The organism is Sinorhizobium sp. BJ1, assembly GCF_002531555.1.
GTDB classification, from domain to species: Bacteria; Pseudomonadota; Alphaproteobacteria; order Rhizobiales; family Rhizobiaceae; genus Sinorhizobium; species Sinorhizobium fredii_B.
This window is the reverse complement of record NZ_NWTH01000017.1, coordinates 1-15,808: the sequence shown is the minus strand read 5'-3', so window position 1 is coordinate 15,808 and position 15,808 is coordinate 1. Positions and strand designations below refer to the sequence as shown.

Sequence of the window (15,808 nt, the reverse complement as noted above, 5' to 3'; positions counted from 1 at the left end):
GGCGTGCCAGTGAGGCCTCAGGGCAACGCTTACCCTGCCTTGACCGTGATCTTCTTCTCGTTGCTCATCGCTTCAGCGGTCTTCGGCAGGTGCACCGTCAGGACACCTTTCGCGAAGGTGGCGTCGATCTTGTCGGCATCGACGCCGGGCGGCAACTGGAAGGTCCGCTGGAAGGCGCCGTAGCGGCGCTCCGAGACAAAGCGATCCTTCTCGCGTTCCTCCTTTTCCTCCTTTTTTTGGCCGCTGATCGAAAGTAGGCCGTTTGCGACCTTCACTTCGACCTCGTTCGCGTCCATTCCAGGCATCTCGGCTGTGATCTTGTATTCCTTGTCCGACTCGATCACGTCGACCACCGGAGACATATGCCAGGCGGCTCTCTCGAATGCCGCATACCGAACGCGCGCATGCGTTCGGGCAAGGATCGCCAGCCTAGCGGATTGAAGTCATCGAAAATCTGGTCGATCTCTCGACGAAGATTTTCGAACAGGGAAAATGGGGCCCGCTCGGCCGGAGCCGATTTCTCGACTTTGACGGGTTGTTTGTGAGGTGTGGTTTGACCCATGGCTGAACTCCCTTGCTTGACAATTCACGAACGTCTCGCAGGAAGCGGGCACGGTCGAGGAAAATGGCGACCCGCGCTCGCGAGGCAATCGTTCATCCCTCCGAGATAGGGCATCCAGTATTGAAAGCAATTTTCCGCTAATTATCTAATTTTTGCGCCTGCTTAAGTAGGCGCAACTTCGTTCAACTTCATCATCCGTGGAGGTTGTGATGGCAACGCTGATGGAAAGAAAAAAGCCGCAGGACTGGATGAACCTCGTCCTCGCGGTCGCGCTTTTCGTCTCGCCGTGGGTCATGGGCTTCGCTGGTGAGTTCATGGCCGCTTGGAACGCGTGGATCGTTGGTGTCGTCATAGGTGTTTTGGCGCTCGCCACGTTGACTGCGTTCTCGGAGTGGGAGGAATGGGCAAATATGGTGATCGGGATCTGGCTGGTGGTCTCGCCGTGGCTGCTCGACTTCGCCGCGAATGTGAATGCCATGTGGACACACGTGGTCCTGGGCCTGCTCGTTGCGGCGATATCGGCTTGGGCATTGTGGGACGAACGGCAGAACCCACATGCTCCTGCCTAGTCGTTTGGCCCGGCTCTCATGCCCGCCGCCCCGGCGGCGGGCATTCTCCCAGCAGACCCTCTGGCATATCTGCAAGAAAGAGTATGGAGCAGAACATGACGCACGCGGTACAAAGCTCGCTCGCGGTCGCCGGCGAGTCTCGCAAGAGCATATGCGGCGAGGCGACGCCCGTTCCGAGCGAATTGGACGAGATCGTCGATCCGGTTTTCCTCGCCGGGCTCGAGTCGTTTCCGGCAAGTGATCCGCCTTCATGGCTCGGCACCACGGCCGGGGCACCGGGCAAGTTGCCGACACAACATGGACAAATTCGGAAGGCGGATCAGTGAAGGACGGTGCCGCCTTCACTAACGTTGTCGCGTCACGATGACCGAAACGGCCCGCCTGACATCCTGACGGACCTCATCGGACTGACCCCGCAGGGCGCTGGCAATCGTTCTGAGCTCTCGCCTCACCCCGTAGAGCTGATCCAACAGCGCCAGGATGATCGGCACGGCGTCATCATTGACGTTCATGTCGTCCCGGAGTTCACAAACCAGGCGAATTCGAGCGATGTCGACATCATCGAACAGTGGTCCGCTCTCTACTTGGGACGGAACGATCCAGCCGCGACGCACCCACTGGCGCAACTGTCTGGCCGTGAGAGTGCGGAAGAGTTCGAGAACCTGCCCCTCTGTCAATCTCATGACGCCCTCCTTAGCGTATCGCGCGGATCATAGGGATGCGCCCGGCGCCAGGTTTCCATGAGAGCCTCGAGAGCCGGATCTACCTTGTCGGGCAAAACCACCTGCAGCTTGACACGCTGATCGCCAGCGGGGCCATGTCCAGTCTTCACGCCCTTCCCCCTGAGACGCAGGACATCCCCGGTGTTCGACCCTTTCGGCACGGTCATCGATACCCGTCCGGAGACGGTCGGCACCTCGATCTTTGCCCCGAGCACCGCTTCGTAGAGGGTAATTGGCAGATCGACCTCGATGTCGTCGCCCTTGCGCTGGAAAACCGGATGAGAACGGACACTGATTTCGATAAACGTATCTCCGCGCGGCCCGCCGTCAATTCCTGGCGCTCCCTTATCTCTCAGCCGCAGCGTGCTGCCATCACGCGTGCCGGGCGGAATGTTCAAGTCGAGCGTATTCCCGTCGGGAAGGGTGATGCGGCGCCGGGCGCCGTTGACGGCGTCCAGGAACTCGACCTCCAACTGGTAATGAAGGTCCTGCCCCCGCGCTCCTCCCCGGCCACGGCCGAACAGATCGGAGAAGATATCGGACAGATCCTCGAATTCGCCCGCGCCGCTCGCCGACGTATACCGGCTGGCCTGATCCGCGTCGGCAAAGTTCCTGTAGAAACGTTGCTGCGGCCGCTCCGCCCCGGAAGCATCGATCTCGCCGCGGTCGAAACGGGCGCGCTGCTCGGGATCGTTCAGTAGATGGTAAGCTGCCGAAAGTGCCTTGAATTGAGCCTCTACCTTCTTGTCGCCGGGATGCAGGTCCGGATGCAATTCCTTTGCGCGCTTGCGGTAGGCCTTTCGAATGTCGTTCTGTGTGGCCGTACGCGGAACGTCCAGAATCTGATATGGATCGTCAGTCACCGATGACCTCCATCGATTTGACCTGCGCTGAGTATTTGAGTCGCAAAGCGCACCTCTGTGGCAAGCTCAATATGGGGTTTCCAGTCGATCTTGCCCATCCTCTCCGGTGGTTACCTCCCGCTTGAGCGGGCGTAGAGACGGTGACTTCGGGCATCGCCAGCGCGGCAGCAGCATCAATGTCGAAGGCTGCGAGGATTTCATCCAGACAGACGCCTCGATCAATCCCGGCAACTCCGGCGGCGCTCTGGTCACGACGGATGGGCGGCTGGTGGGTATCAACACCGCCATCATCACGCCGGCCGGCGGCAATGTTGGCAGCGGAGCTGTTCAGATCTTGCACCCAAGCAAGGCGTGAATTGTCAGTACGGCGCTTGGTTCCGCGAGCTTGAAATTCGCTTATTCGCACCAATGTGTTTTTCACTTCTTTTTCATCCGGTGTGAATGCGAAAGGAGGACGTCATGCTCAACCCGGAATTGGTCTGGATGACTCCCGTCACCGTTCACATGAAGGACGGGGCGCCCCAGGTCTTCGCTTCTGTGAACGATGTGCTCGATTTCCTCGAAGAGGATTGGGCGAACGATCGAGGCGGAAAATACAATCGGGCGGTTCAAACGTGCCGCCGTGCTCTGAACCGAATGACGCCAGTCGCCATCGCGCGCGAGGCGTTCATTGACGCCTGCCGAGATGCGGGCATGTCGACGCTCGCGGACGGACCGCTCGGGACGAAGACGGGCGCTGGCGGTCAGCGCTCGCTTGCCTAGAACGGCTAAAGTGGGCTGGCACTATAAGTGCCCCGCACTTGCGAGAATTTGCTCGGCGGCGCGCCAGAGCTTTCGCCATCGCCTCAAAGCGTTTCGATAGAGCTGGTAAGCGTCATGAAGGCCGCGGCAGCCGGGCCTTCTGCCGGTCGCCAAACGACCGGACTGAAAGGGGAAGCCTGCCCTCGAGCATCGATGGAGAAGCTCAGCACGCTCCCTCACTCGAAAACTACAGGTCACGCCCCCTGTCGTCCACGACGATGTAATTTAGTTTGTGTCGTTCGGCGTAGGCAATGGCGGCATCGCGGGATGGAAAACGCAGTTCCACCTGTGTCAGTGTGTCACTCCCGCCCGTGTAGCCCATCAGATAGTCGATAACGGGCGGGACTTGCTGTTCGAAAACGAGCAACCAAGGTCGCCTAGACACGCGCGCCGAAGTCATCACCGAGCGTGAGGGGCGAAAAATACGTGCGACACGATCACCCCCGATTTGCGATCCGTTGATGTCGATCATAGGGCGCGAGTCGACATGCTCTTCGAACTTCCGGTTAGCACGGTTCGTTTGCATGTCCCGCTTCAGGGGCCTGGTCATCGACGTCTTCCCTTGCTTGCTCGCCAACTGCCAGCCGGGCCATTCCGCGCCGGCTGGCGTCGGTATCATTTGGTGCTGTCGATCGTAATGCGCTTGACGTTAGTTCGCGCCTTTTCGGTCTTCGGCAATGTCACTGCCAGAAGACCGTTCTTGAATGTAGCGGCGACCTTGTTCTCATCGACCTGGCCACCAAGAGCCAGCCGCCGTTCGAAGCGCCCGTAGTAGCGCTCTGTGAACCGGCGATCCTTGTCCTCGGTTTCCGACTTCTTCTCGCCGCGAAGCGTAAGCACACCATCGTCCAGCAGCACCTCGACATCGTCAGGATCGATGCCCGGAACCTCCGCTATCACGCGGATTTCGTTTTCGTTCTCCTCGACCTCCACGGTTGGCCACGATCCATTGAAGGGCGTCATGCCACCGAACGCCGATGGCTGACCGAAGCCGCGGAAGACGTCGTCAAACAGACGGTTTACATTGCGGTGCAACGACAGGAAAGGATCCATGTCATCGCCGCGATAGACGCTCGGGACCTGGCTGCTGCCACGGTTCCACGGGATCAGGTCACGTACATTCATGGCTTCATCCTTTCTTCCGTTTCATTCTCTCCTTTTGCTTTGGCGCAGTCTCCCTCCCCTCGCCTGTTCGGCGACCGGCGAGGTTCGAGCGGTGCGCGCCGTCTAGGCTGCCTTGTCGCCTTCGATCTGCTTCGAAGCGGGCATCGCCGTCTCGGTTTCGATGGTAATCCGACGCGGCTTCATCTCCTCAGGTATCTCCCTCCTGAGAGTGATGACGAGCAGCCCGTTTTCGAGCTTTGCGCCCTCGACGAGGACATGATCGGCGAGTTCGAATCTGCGCGCGAACGAGCGTACGGCAAGGCCTTGGTGGAGGTACTCTACCTCCTCATCCTCGGACTTTGTGCCGGTGACCACGAGCATGTTCGCCTCGTGAGTGATCGTCAGTTCCTCTTCGGCAAAACCAGCTACCGCGATGGCGATCCGGTAGGCATCTTCGCCGAGTTTGACGATATTGTAGGGCGGCCAGTTTTCGGCGTTGAGGCTGGCGTTTTCCAGCAGATCGAACATGCGATCGAAGCCGATACTGGACCTGTAGAAGGGGGTGAAGTCGAAGCTTGTTCTCATAGCTACATCCTCCGTAGAGCAACATAGATACGAGGAAGCGCCAAGAAGCGTGGGCGCTCCCTGACCATGCCGACCCCAATTGGGCATCGGCAGGAATGAGTTGGGAACTCCAGAGCGTCGCGTCAAGAGGCGAGTCGAAACAGTTTGAACAGGATTGGCGGAAATAATCCCGCTGAGTCAGGGGTTTAGCACTCTACGTGGATGAGTGCTAAAAAACTTCGTCGCCCCCTTGAAACTCGAAAATCCAGAAACCAGATCGATTGGCGCGATGCCAGAACATCGCGCGCCCGCGGCGGATTCGATCGGATGCGGCGCGGAGGACTCTCTAAAAATTGTTTGGCCACGAGGAGAGCGACATGACGTTCCGTCCCTTGCATGACCGTATCCTGGTCCGCCGCATTGAAGCCGAGGAGAAGACGGCCGGCGGCATCATCATCCCCGACACGGCGAAGGAAAAACCGCAGGAAGGCGAGGTTATCGCCGTTGGCCCCGGCGCGCGCGATGACAGCGGCAAACTTGTCGAACTCGATGTCAAAGCCGGCGACCGCATTCTGTTCGGCAAATGGTCCGGCACAGAGATCAAGCTCAATGGCGAGGAGCTGCTGATCATGAAGGAATCCGACGTGATGGGCGTGATCGAGAGCGAAGCCTCGGCGAAGAAGGTCGCCTGATGGGTCGGGTCGATTGAAGGAGTAGAAAAATGGCTGCCAAGGAAGTGAGATTCCATACTGAAGCCCGCGAGAAGATGCTGCGGGGCGTCGATATTCTCGCCAATGCTGTGAAGGTGACGTTGGGCCCAAAGGGCCGGAACGTGGTGCTCGACAAGTCGTTCGGCGCCCCGCGGATCACGAAGGACGGCGTCACTGTCGCCAAGGAGATCGAGCTGGAGGACAAGTTCGAGAACATGGGCGCCCAGATGGTGCGCGAGGTTGCGTCGAAGACCAGTGACATCGCAGGTGACGGCACGACCACTGCAACGGTTCTCGCGCAGGCGATCGTCAAGGAAGGTGCGAAGGCCGTGGCGTCGGGCATGAACCCGATGGATCTGAAGCGCGGCATCGACAAGGCCGTCGACGCCATCGTTGAGGAATTGAAGAAAAACGCGCGGAAAGTCACCAAGAACGACGAGATCGCCCAGGTCGGTACCATCTCGGCCAACGGCGACACGGAGATTGGTCGCTTCCTCGCCGAGGCTGTCGAGAAAGTCGGTAATGAAGGCGTCATTACGGTCGAGGAAGCCAAGACCGCGGTCACGGAACTCGAGGTCGTGGAAGGCATGCAGTTCGACCGCGGTTACCTCTCGCCTTATTTCGTGACGAATCCCGACAAGATGCGCGTCGAGTTGGAGGAGCCCTATGTGCTCATCCACGAGAAGAAGCTTTCCAATCTGCAGGCGCTGCTTCCGGTTCTCGAGTCGGTTGTTCAATCCGGCAAACCGCTGCTGATCATCGCCGAGGACGTCGAGGGTGAAGCGCTCGCCACGCTCGTCGTCAACAAGCTGCGTGGCGGCCTGAAGGTGGCTGCCGTGAAAGCTCCCGGTTTTGGCGACCGTCGTAAGGCCATGCTCGAAGACATCGCCATCCTGACGGGCGGCACGGCAATCTCCGAAGACCTTGGGATCAAGCTCGAGAACGTCACGCTCGAGATGCTCGGCCGCGCCAAGAAAGTGGTTGTCGAAAAGGAAAATACAACGATTGTCGACGGCGCTGGTTCGAAGACGGAAATTCAGGGCCGGGTCGCCCAGATCAAGGCCCAAATCGAGGAGACCACCTCGGACTATGATCGCGAGAAGCTGCAGGAGCGTCTCGCCAAGCTCGCCGGCGGTGTTGCGGTAATCCGCGTGGGTGGCTCGACCGAGGTCGAAGTCAAGGAACGCAAGGACCGCGTCGATGACGCCATGCATGCAACGCGGGCGGCTGTCGAGGAGGGCGTTCTGCCCGGCGGTGGCGTCGCTTTGCTGCGAGCAGTCAAGGCTCTGAACAGCGTTCAGACCGAGAACCCCGACCAGAGGCACGGCATCGAGATCGTCCGCCGTGCGATCGAAGCGCCCGTGCGCCAAATCGCCGAGAACGCGGGTGCCGAGGGCTCGATCATCGTCGGTAAGCTGCGCGAGAAGGCCGAATTTGGCTATGGCTGGAACGCCCAGACTAACGAGTTCGGTGACCTTTATGAGCAGGGCGTGATCGACCCGGTCAAGGTCGTCCGCACCGCTCTGCAGGACGCCGCCTCGGTCGCCGGGCTGCTGATTACCACCGAGGCAATGGTCGCCGAGAAGCCGAAGAAGGAAGCGCCGGTTCCACCGATGCCCACTGGAGGCATGGACTTCTGACACCAGCGAGCGCGGTCCGCGCCGATGGCGCGGACCGCTTGGCAGACTTGTGAACTGAGGCCTCGCCCCGCGGTGGGTAGGCGTTCGAATATCGATCTGGAGCAGGTTGGCAGGAGCCCGAGTGGCTCCGATAGGCTGGACCCGGAGCCGCCAGCCCGCTCCCGAAGGAGGATCTGGAAAAAATCGGGGCCAAAGATGACCACGCGTTCGTCGAAATATGTTGGCGTATTCGCCGCACTCGTCCTCGTTATGGTTCCTGGGCCGCCACCGGCGGCGCAGCCGCAGGCCGCCATCTCGACAGGCACTCAACGTTCCCTCGCTGACGTCCTCCAGGAGATCACGCCGGCGGTCGTCAACATTGCAGTGAGGTCCCGAGCTCCGGCCGAAACCAACCCACTCTACAACGATCCGTTTTTCCGTCGATATTTCAACTTGCCTGAGCAGCAGCAGCGCCTGAGCGCTGGTTCCGGCGTCATCGTTGATGCCGACAAAGGCTATATCCTCACCAATCACCACGTCGTCGCGGACGCCGGCGAGGTTGCCGTGACCCTGAAGGACCGCCGCCGGTTCACGGCCGAACTGGTCGGCAGCGACGAGGCAACCGATGTAGCTTTGCTGAAGATCGAGGCTGAAAAGCTGAAGGCCCTGCCCCTGGGCGATTCCAGTGCGCTCCGGGTGGGCGACCCTGTTGTCGCGATCGGCAATCCGTTCGGGCTTGGTCAGACCGTGACCTCCGGTATCGTCAGCGCCCTTGGGCGCGGCGGTATCAATGTCGAGGGCTACGAGGATTTCATCCAGACGGATGCTTCCATCAATCCCGGCAACTCGGGAGGCGCGCTGGTCACGGCGGACGGCCTGCTGGTCGGCATCAACACCGCGATCATCGCGCCAGCCGGCGGCAATGTCGGCATTGGCTTTGCGGTTCCGATCGCGATGGCCTCGGCCGTGATGGAGCAACTGATCAAGCATGGCGAAGTGCGGCGTGGCCGGATCGGCATCTCCGTTCAGGACCTGACGCCCGACCTGGCCGAAGCGCTCCGCATAGAGGAGAGCTCCGGCGCCGTCGTCGGCAGCGTCGAGCAGAATTCGCCGGCGGCGCATGCCGGCCTTCAAGCGGGCGATGTCATCCTCGCCGTCAACAATCGCAAAATCACCGGCTCGGCAGATCTCCGCAATCGTATCGGCCTGGCTCAGATCGGATCGCAGGTTGAGATCGAATATCTACGCGATCGGGCTCGCAAAACGGTGACAATGCGCATTGAGCCGGCCTCGGCAAAAGCTGGGGCTGAGGCGATACCCGCTCCCCTGCAGGGCGCGCAGTTCCAGGATGCGGCAGGTAATGTGGTTGTCTCCAACATTGAAGAGGGCAGCGCAGCAGAGCGATCGGGTTTGCGCATGGGCGACGTGATCGTTGCCGTCAATCGCCAACCGATCGCGACCGTCGCGGAGCTCGCCGCGGCGTTAAAGGATGCCGGAGGTACGATTGCGCTCGATCTGTTTCGCGGCGGCTCAAAACTGTTCCTGGTGATCGGTTAGGTCGCCGCGCACGGATATCGAACGTCGAAGGGAGAATGAGATGAGGACAATTGCTCGATGGATCACTGCAGCAGCATTGGCTCTTGGAGCGACATTTGCATGCACACCGGCTGTTGCTCAGGACCAGCAGCAGGAAGTCGCCAAGCTTACCGGCTTCTGGCTCACGACGCCGCATCCGGAACTGGCGATCCGCCCCGGAGAAACGGAAACGATCCCGCTGACGCTGCGCAATGCCAATCTGCCGCCCCAGCGGGCGTCACTTGAAGTTACAGGCATTCCCGATGGTTGGAAATGGTCGCTGAAGGGCGGCAACCGAGAGGTCTCGGCTGTCATCGTGGCGCCAGATGCGACACAGGAAATTGACCTCGAACTGACGCCGCCCGAGGGCGCTAGTGGCGAGCGCGTTCCGATTAACGTGAAAGCGCGATATGCAAACCAGACCGCCGATCTTCCCCTTGTGGTGAAACTATCGGAGGCGGCGGAGGGTGGCTTGGAGCTGAAATCCGAGCTGCCGGCGCTGCGAGGTACGGCCAGCTCCACATTCAGTTTCAAGATAGAAGCCACCAATGACGGCGCGGAAGAGAACCTGTTCAGTCTCGCCGCCAATGTGCCCGATGGATTTCAGTCACGCTTCAAGCGCGGCTATGGCTCGGAAGAGATTACCGGCTTGCCGATCGAGGCCGGGGCGAGCGAGAACGTAACATTGGAAGTGACACCGCCGAGGTCAGCACCGGCTGGCCGCTACCCGGTCGTGGTCGAAGTGGCGGGCGGTGGAGCGAGCGCTACGACCGAGCTCAGTCTTGAAGTCACCGGCCAGCCGGACGTTACATTGGCTGGGCCGCAGGAACGCCTCTCCGGACAGGCAGAGGCCGGCAAGGAAGCGAGCTTCCCGTTCACACTCGCCAACAATGGCAGTGCGCCTGCAACCGATATCGAGCTGTCGGCTAGTCCCCCATCAGGCTGGAAAGTCGAATTTGAGCCCGAGCGCGTCGATCTGATCGCGCCCGATGCTACGAGGCAGGTGAACGTCAGGATTACCCCTTCTGAAAAGGCAATAGCGGGCGACTACATGGTCTCGGTGCGTGCGAGCGGCGGGCCCGTGTCGGAGTCGGCTCAGTTCCGCGTCACTGTCAACACATCGACGATCTGGGGCATGGCCGGACTTGGCGTCATCGCAACCGCGTTGCTCGTCCTCGGTCTGGCGGTGATGAGGTATGGACGGCGATGAGCACGACGATCATAGAGGCAAGGGGACTGATGAAGCGCTACGGCTCCGCCGTGGCTGTTGCCGGACTCGATTTTTCGGTTCGTGCCGGAGAAGTCGTCGGCTTGCTCGGACCAAACGGTGCAGGCAAGACGACCACGATCCTGATGCTGCTGGGCTTGACCGAGCCAACCGAGGGGAGCGTGCACATTCTCGGTAAGGACCCGCTGCACCAGCCGCTCGAGGTAAAGCGAGAGGTCGGCTATCTGCCGGACGCCGTCGGATTTTACGACAACATGTCGGGAAGAGAAAACCTCGCCTATACCGCTCGCCTTGCCGGCATGTCTGCCGAGCTTGCAAGGGAAAGCATTGCCGCAGCGCTCAACAAGGTGCGGTTGGCGGAGGTGGCAGACCGCCATGTCGGCACCTACTCCCGTGGCATGCGTCAGCGGCTCGGCTTGGCCGAACTTCTGATGCGCAAGTGTTCCGTCGCCATCCTGGACGAGCCGACCTCCGGCCTCGATCCACAGTCCACCCAGGAATTGCTCGACCTGATCCGGGCGCTGAGCCGCGACGGCATGACGATCCTGCTGTCGTCGCACATGCTCAACGTGGTGCAAACGGTCTGCGATCGCATCGCGTTGTTCAGCAGCGGCCGGATCGGTTTCCTCGGCACCATCGAAGAGCTCGCCGACAAGATCGGTGGAGGCGCATTCATCATCGATGTCGAGGCCGATGGCGTCGACCTTTCCGCACTAGGCACGTCGGCCGAGGGTGTGAAGTCGATCGTGCCGGGTCGCCAGGGCCATTGGCTGGTCGAAGCCGAACGCGATGTTCGCCCGGAACTCGCCCGCCTTGTCGTCGGTGCTGGTGGTTCCCTGAGGAATTTGGACCTACGCCGCGCGCGGCTCGACCAAGCCTATAATCGGTATTTCCAGGAGGTTGTCCATGACGCGTGAAGGCTCACCCTTCAAAGGCACAGCAACGATCGCGTTCAAGGAGGCCGCCGATCATATGACCAGCGCACGCATGCATCTGATCATGCTGCTCGTGCTGCTCACCGCAATCGGCGCCGTCTATGGCGCGATTGGGCGCATCACCGAAACCACGGCCGAGGATCCTTTCCTGTTCCTGAAGCTGTTGACAGAGGCGCGCGAACCACTCCCATCCTTCGCCGCCTTGCTTGGCTTTCTGTTGCCATTGGTGGCCATTGCGCTGGGTTTCGACGCGATCAACGGCGAATACGCCCGGCGGACAATGAGCCGTCTCCTGGCGCAGCCAATCTACCGCGATGCGGTGCTGTTCGGAAAGTTCCTGGGTGGCTTGCTTGTCATCGCAATCGCGCTGCTGACGCTCTGGCTGCTCATGACAGGTCTCGGCATACTGTTCCTCGGTCTGCCTCCGTCGGCCGCCGACATCGTACGGGGTGTCGCCTATCTGGCGGCGACACTTGCCTATGCGGGTGTCTGGCTGGCGCTGGCGATCGCCTTCTCGACTTTGATCCGCTCGCCGGCGACCTCGGCGTTGGCCGCCCTCTCGGTCTGGCTGGTGCTCGCGGTGTTCTGGGACATGATCGCGCCGCTGCTTGCAAGCGCGCTGGCCCCCATTGATCCGCTCGATCCGATGACTGTGGTCACGCAGTTCGAAACGCAGCAGGCCGTCAGCAGGCTCTCCCCTCAGACGCTTTACGGCGAAATCACTGGGATGCTGCTGAACCCCGCGGCGCGATCGACCGGCCCCTTGTTTTTCAATCAGGTCCAAGGCGCGCTCGCCGGTGCGCCACTACCTACCTTGGAAAGCATCCTGGTCGTCTGGCCGCAGCTCTCGGGGATGGTCGCTGCGATGATCCTGCTGTTCACCGTGGCCTACGTCGTCTTCCAGCGTCAGGAGGTCAGGGCATGAAAGTTGCCGGGCGCTTCGCCACCCATAGAGTTGACGTCGTGTGAATGGAGGAGAACGATGGAGCACGGTCGCTTTCGACATCCGGTATCAATCTTCGTGGGTCTCGGATTTCCGGCCGAGATCCACGGCGTCAGCGAGGCCTACACCTGGCTGAACGAGTGGCCGCCGTCAAAGCGGAATCCGGCTCACTCCATCGCGCTCAACGCCTGCAAAGCGGCACTTGCGGGCGAGATTGATGCCGAGGTCGCTCGCACCGCCCTTGTTGCGTGCGCGCGACGAGCCAATCTCCTCGCGCCTGATGCCGGCGCGATCGTCGGCGCAAACAGACCGACGCAGTCGACAACTGACCCTGTTATCGAAGGAGGGTCGACGCCGACCACCGGCGTCTCTCGAGGGCTGACGCCCCAAAGCAGCATGAGGAGATGGGCTTTCACGAGGATGGAAGCAGTCGACAGGCCGGCTTGAGGCGTTGGACGCTTTGAACCCGCGCGTCGGTACCCCCTCGCCGCGATTTTTTGAGCACAGAAGGGGGACATTCGTGGAGGTTCGCCAAGCCCTCTCTCGGACCCATTGCCGTCGTTGCCGTCCCGCACGATGAACCGCGAGTTTGAGCCCGGTCCAGTCATTCCCACCACACTTCGCGGACGACCGCTGTGCGCCCCATTCCGGTCGTTCAATCAAGGTCCGCGAGTTCCCGAACCCTGACGTTCCCAATTCCTGGAAGAAGGTCTGGCGAGCCGGGGAAAGCAGACCTACTCTCCGGCCAACGCAATGAGGTACCCCGTCGGGATCGATTACGTGCAGGCGCCCGCATGCTCAGCTCTTTGGTGGAATGCGACGCCAGACGATGTTCGCAGGCCTTATGTCATGGTGGCGCAGGCCGTCCGCGCTGCATGCCGCGATCTCGCAGGTCGATCCACAGCATTGCGCATTCATTCACATCTCGACGCAGGCCGAGCTTGCGCGTTTTCGCACAGAGCAAGCTTTCTGTGCCGACAATGAGGCGGATCGGCGTGCCCTGGCTCGGTCGTCGACCTACAATGACCTTGCTGGTTCACATTGAAAACTAAGAACGACCCTGCTTCTCATTTGGAGTATAATTGCAAGCGGAGCTGGCCTGGGAGAAGGCGCGTGGATATCGCGGCATGGCTAACGAGCTTAGGGCTGAGCCAGTACGCGCCGGCCTTCCGCGACAATGACATCGACCTCGCGGTCCTTTCGAGCCTGACTGCCGAGGACCTGATTGCGATCGGGGTCACTCCCGTCGGACACCGTCGCAAGCTACTCAATGCCATTGCCGCACTCGCCATGAAGCCAGAGGAGCTTCCGTCCGCCGACCAACGGGCAGAGTTGGATGCAACCCCGGCCGAGGGGCGCGTGTCGGCTTCGCCCAGCGCCGAGCCACCGTCGCCGCGTGCTGAGCGGCGGCAGCTGACCATCATGTTCGTTGATCTCGTCAGCTCGACTGAGCTGTCGCAGCGGCTCGACCCAGAGGACATGCGCGAAGTCATCTTCGGCTATCAGAGGGCGGTGTCGCGCGAGATCGCGCGCTACGACGGCAGGGTCGCCAAGCTGATGGGCGACGGCGTGCTCGCGTATTTCGGCTGGCCGCGTGCGCACGAGGACGACGCGGAGCGAGCTGTTCGCGCCGGGCTCGCCGCGGCTTCCGCCACGGCTGGCCTGACTGCGGCCGACGGCAAGGCACTTTCAGCGCGCGTCGGAATAGCTACAGGGTTGGTAGTCGTCGGCGACCTGATCGGCGAAGGCACTGCACAAGAGGAGGCGGTCTTAGGAGACACGCCCAACCTTGCGGCGCGGCTGCAGGCGCTCGCTGAGCCAGGCTCTGTGGTGGTCGCCGAGGCCACGCAGCGGCTGGTCGACGGCTTGTTCGTGGCAGCCGATTTGGGAAACCGCCAACTCAAAGGATTCGCCACCTCCGTGCGCTCCTGGCGTATAATCGGCGAGGCGGCCGCCGAGAGCCGTTTCGCAGCGCGGCACAGTGTGCTTATGCCGCTGGTCGGGCGGGAAGCAGAATTGGCCTTCCTGCTCAAGCTCTGGCATCGCGCAACGTCGGGAGAGGGACAGGCCGTGCTGCTCTCCGGCGAGGCGGGAATCGGCAAGTCGCGTCTGATCGTAGCACTTGCAGAGCAGCTCGGACCCGAGCCGCATGCCGAGCTGCGCTTTTTCTGCTCGCCCTATCACGTCAATAGCGCGCTCCATCCTCTCATCGCGCAGCTCGAAAGGGCTGCGGGATTTGTCAGCGATGACAGCGCAGACAGAAGGCTTGACAAGCTCAAGACGCTACTCGGCAGGGTCGGTACGAACGTCGAGGAGACGCTGCCGCTGCTGGCGGCGCTGCTATCGATCGATGCGCCAGGGCGGTATTTGCCGTTGAAACTGCCGGCACCAACAATGAGGGCACGCACCCTCGCTGCGTTGGTGCGGCTAGTCGAGACTGCGGCAGTGAGCAGTCCGGTCCTTGTACTCATCGAGGATGCCCACTGGATCGATCCGACGACGGCAGAGTGGTTGGGAATGTTGATCGAGCACCTCGCGGAATTGCCGGCTCTGCTTATTGTCACGGCGCGGCCGGAGTTTGCTCCGCGCTTGGAGGCTCTTTCGCACGTTACCGTGCTGCCGCTCAGACGGTTGGAAGAGGACCAGAGCGCGGCGATCGTTGAGCGAGTGGCGGGTGGGAAGAAGCTCCCGTCGGAGATTGCGGACCGAATCTTGGCCAATACCGAAGGCGTGCCGCTGTTTGTCGAGGAACTGACGAGGACAGTCGTCGATTCCGGCCTGCTGGTCGAGGCCGGCGACCGGTATGTGTTGAATGGGCCGCTGCCTTCTCTTGCGATCCCCTCGACGCTGCAAGATTCGTTGATGGCGCGGCTCGACCGGCTGGCGGCGGTGAAGGAGACGGCTCAGATCAGCGCCTGCATCGGCCGCGTCTTCAACCATCGGCTCCTAGTCGCCATTAGCGATGTAAGCCAAGATCAGCTCAACGACGCGCTGCAGCAGCTTGAACAGGCTGAGCTCGTGTTTCGCAGCGGCCCAGCACCGGAGGCGACCTATACGTTCAAGCACGCGCTGGTGCGCGACACCGCCTACCACAGCCTGCTGAAGAGCCGGCGCCAGCACATACACGGTAGGATCGCGGCGGCCCTAGAAGCCGAGTTCGCCGATATCGCCGAGACCGAGCCGGAGACTGTGGCGCAGCACTACACACTCGCAGGCCGGGCTTCGCAGGCCGTGCCGTGGTGGTTAAAGTCCGGGCAACGGGCGCTGAGGAGTTTCTCCCACCACGAGGCCGCGGCCCATTTCGCAAAAGGGCTTGAGCTGGTTGCTTCCCTGCCTGCTTCCGAGGACCGTTTGAGGCAGCAGCTTTCACTGCAAACCGCCATGGGCTCGGCCCTGATCCCCGCCAAAGGTTGGGGCGATCCGGAGGTTCTGAACGCGTTTTCGCGTGCCCGAACGCTTGCTGAGAGACTTGGAGATAAGGCTCAGCTGTTCGCCGCCCTCCGAGGCGAAAGCTCGTGCCGTACCATTTCGGGTGATCTGCGAGCTGCCGAGACACTAGAGCACGTCCGTTGAAGACGGAGTCGGGCTGAGGATTCCCTTCTTGTGAGTTCGG

General features: G+C 61.3%; 17 protein-coding genes and 1 pseudogene. 12 read left to right on the top strand and 6 right to left on the bottom strand.

Annotated features, from left to right (window positions below):
- Positions 1–29: 29 nt before the first annotated feature.
- On the bottom strand, positions 30–344 hold the full coding sequence (locus CO676_RS37020) for an Hsp20/alpha crystallin family protein (protein ID WP_348628073.1): 315 nt from the start codon (positions 342–344) through the stop codon (positions 30–32).
- A gap of 424 nt (positions 345–768) precedes the next feature.
- Between CO676_RS37020 and CO676_RS20380 the strand changes: the two genes are divergently transcribed.
- A complete protein-coding gene (locus CO676_RS20380; protein ID WP_097522403.1) occupies positions 769–1,131 on the top strand; it encodes an SPW repeat protein in 363 nt (120 codons plus the stop codon).
- Positions 1,132–1,214: 83 nt separating this feature from the next.
- Entirely contained in the window at positions 1,215–1,457 is a 243-nt protein-coding gene (locus tag CO676_RS20375; RefSeq protein WP_097522402.1) for a hypothetical protein, read from the top strand.
- A gap of 18 nt (positions 1,458–1,475) precedes the next feature.
- Here the strand turns inward: CO676_RS20375 and CO676_RS20370 are convergent, their stop codons facing one another.
- Both CO676_RS20370 and CO676_RS20365 read right to left on the bottom strand, forming a co-directional pair.
- Positions 1,476–1,814, bottom strand: coding sequence for a chaperone modulator CbpM (locus CO676_RS20370; protein WP_097522401.1), 339 nt, complete (start codon positions 1,812–1,814; stop codon positions 1,476–1,478).
- On the bottom strand, positions 1,811–2,716 hold the full coding sequence (locus CO676_RS20365; RefSeq protein ID WP_097522400.1) for a DnaJ C-terminal domain-containing protein: 906 nt from the start codon (positions 2,714–2,716) through the stop codon (positions 1,811–1,813). The genes CO676_RS20370 and CO676_RS20365 overlap by 4 nt, the downstream gene beginning before the upstream one ends.
- A 134-nt stretch (positions 2,717–2,850) precedes the next feature.
- Between CO676_RS20365 and CO676_RS36150 the strand changes: the two are divergent.
- Together CO676_RS36150 and CO676_RS20355 are read left to right on the top strand one after the other, a co-directional pair.
- Positions 2,851–3,032: pseudogene (locus CO676_RS36150) on the top strand (trypsin-like peptidase domain-containing protein); the annotation flags it as partial.
- A gap of 143 nt (positions 3,033–3,175) precedes the next feature.
- Positions 3,176–3,478: a DUF982 domain-containing protein gene (locus CO676_RS20355; protein WP_245424373.1), complete on the top strand. Its 303-nt coding sequence runs from the start codon at positions 3,176–3,178 to the stop codon at positions 3,476–3,478.
- 226 nt (positions 3,479–3,704) lie between these two features.
- Here CO676_RS20355 and CO676_RS20350 read toward each other — a convergent pair whose 3' ends face one another.
- The 3 genes from CO676_RS20350 to CO676_RS20340 form a co-directional block, all read right to left on the bottom strand.
- Positions 3,705–4,067: an NADH dehydrogenase ubiquinone Fe-S protein 4 gene (locus tag CO676_RS20350; RefSeq protein WP_245424372.1), complete on the bottom strand. Its 363-nt coding sequence runs from the start codon at positions 4,065–4,067 to the stop codon at positions 3,705–3,707.
- Between the two features lie 65 nt (positions 4,068–4,132).
- Positions 4,133–4,642 carry an Hsp20/alpha crystallin family protein gene (locus CO676_RS20345; RefSeq protein ID WP_097522398.1) on the bottom strand — a complete coding sequence of 170 codons (510 nt, stop codon included), beginning with the start codon at positions 4,640–4,642 and terminating at the stop codon, positions 4,133–4,135.
- A 102-nt stretch (positions 4,643–4,744) separates the two neighbouring features.
- Positions 4,745–5,206: an Hsp20 family protein gene (locus CO676_RS20340; protein ID WP_097522397.1), complete on the bottom strand. Its 462-nt coding sequence runs from the start codon at positions 5,204–5,206 to the stop codon at positions 4,745–4,747.
- Positions 5,207–5,562: 356 nt separating this feature from the next.
- Here CO676_RS20340 and groES point away from each other — a divergent pair, with 356 nt between their 5' ends.
- The 8 genes from groES to CO676_RS20295 all read left to right on the top strand — a co-directional run bounded on the left by groES (position 5,563) and on the right by CO676_RS20295 (position 15,768).
- The gene (gene groES / locus CO676_RS20335; RefSeq protein WP_097522484.1) at positions 5,563–5,877 is read left to right on the top strand and encodes a co-chaperone GroES; all 315 of its coding nucleotides are present in this window, start codon (positions 5,563–5,565) and stop codon (positions 5,875–5,877) included.
- Between the two features lie 29 nt (positions 5,878–5,906).
- Complete coding sequence (gene groL / locus CO676_RS20330) at positions 5,907–7,535, top strand: chaperonin GroEL (RefSeq protein ID WP_097522396.1); 1,629 nt, start codon at positions 5,907–5,909, stop codon at positions 7,533–7,535.
- Between the two features lie 195 nt (positions 7,536–7,730).
- Entirely contained in the window at positions 7,731–9,071 is a 1,341-nt protein-coding gene (locus CO676_RS20325) for a Do family serine endopeptidase (RefSeq protein ID WP_097522395.1), read from the top strand.
- A 40-nt stretch (positions 9,072–9,111) separates the two neighbouring features.
- Entirely contained in the window at positions 9,112–10,299 is a 1,188-nt protein-coding gene (locus CO676_RS20320) for an NEW3 domain-containing protein (RefSeq protein ID WP_097522394.1), read from the top strand.
- Positions 10,296–11,234 (top strand): ABC transporter ATP-binding protein, encoded by a 939-nt coding sequence (locus CO676_RS20315; RefSeq protein ID WP_097522393.1) that lies wholly within the window; start codon positions 10,296–10,298, stop codon positions 11,232–11,234. Before CO676_RS20320 ends, CO676_RS20315 begins: the two co-directional genes overlap by 4 nt.
- The gene (locus tag CO676_RS20310) at positions 11,224–12,177 is read left to right on the top strand and encodes an ABC transporter permease subunit (RefSeq protein WP_097522392.1); all 954 of its coding nucleotides are present in this window, start codon (positions 11,224–11,226) and stop codon (positions 12,175–12,177) included. The genes CO676_RS20315 and CO676_RS20310 overlap by 11 nt, the downstream gene beginning before the upstream one ends.
- 57 nt (positions 12,178–12,234) lie before the next feature.
- The gene (locus tag CO676_RS20305; protein ID WP_097522391.1) at positions 12,235–12,642 is read left to right on the top strand and encodes a DUF982 domain-containing protein; all 408 of its coding nucleotides are present in this window, start codon (positions 12,235–12,237) and stop codon (positions 12,640–12,642) included.
- Positions 12,643–13,308: 666 nt separating this feature from the next.
- Positions 13,309–15,768: an AAA family ATPase gene (locus CO676_RS20295; protein WP_097522389.1), complete on the top strand. Its 2,460-nt coding sequence runs from the start codon at positions 13,309–13,311 to the stop codon at positions 15,766–15,768.
- Positions 15,769–15,808 lie beyond the last annotated feature (40 nt).

What these genes read in the sequence shown, in the direction of transcription:
- CO676_RS20375 (WP_097522402.1), top strand. Translation starts at nt 1,215, where the DNA reads ATGGAGCAGAACATGACGCACGCGGTACAAAGCTCGCTCGCGGTCGCC.
- CO676_RS20370 (WP_097522401.1), bottom strand. Translation starts at nt 1,814, where the DNA reads ATGAGATTGACAGAGGGGCAGGTTCTCGAACTCTTCCGCACTCTCACG.
- CO676_RS20355 (WP_245424373.1), top strand. Translation starts at nt 3,176, where the DNA reads ATGCTCAACCCGGAATTGGTCTGGATGACTCCCGTCACCGTTCACATG.
- CO676_RS20350 (WP_245424372.1), bottom strand. Translation starts at nt 4,067, where the DNA reads ATGACCAGGCCCCTGAAGCGGGACATGCAAACGAACCGTGCTAACCGG.
- CO676_RS20345 (WP_097522398.1), bottom strand. Translation starts at nt 4,642, where the DNA reads ATGAATGTACGTGACCTGATCCCGTGGAACCGTGGCAGCAGCCAGGTC.
- CO676_RS20340 (WP_097522397.1), bottom strand. Translation starts at nt 5,206, where the DNA reads ATGAGAACAAGCTTCGACTTCACCCCCTTCTACAGGTCCAGTATCGGC.
- groES (WP_097522484.1), top strand. Translation starts at nt 5,563, where the DNA reads ATGACGTTCCGTCCCTTGCATGACCGTATCCTGGTCCGCCGCATTGAA.
- groL (WP_097522396.1), top strand. Translation starts at nt 5,907, where the DNA reads ATGGCTGCCAAGGAAGTGAGATTCCATACTGAAGCCCGCGAGAAGATG.
- CO676_RS20325 (WP_097522395.1), top strand. Translation starts at nt 7,731, where the DNA reads ATGACCACGCGTTCGTCGAAATATGTTGGCGTATTCGCCGCACTCGTC.
- CO676_RS20320 (WP_097522394.1), top strand. Translation starts at nt 9,112, where the DNA reads ATGAGGACAATTGCTCGATGGATCACTGCAGCAGCATTGGCTCTTGGA.
- CO676_RS20315 (WP_097522393.1), top strand. Translation starts at nt 10,296, where the DNA reads ATGAGCACGACGATCATAGAGGCAAGGGGACTGATGAAGCGCTACGGC.
- CO676_RS20310 (WP_097522392.1), top strand. Translation starts at nt 11,224, where the DNA reads ATGACGCGTGAAGGCTCACCCTTCAAAGGCACAGCAACGATCGCGTTC.
- CO676_RS20305 (WP_097522391.1), top strand. Translation starts at nt 12,235, where the DNA reads ATGGAGCACGGTCGCTTTCGACATCCGGTATCAATCTTCGTGGGTCTC.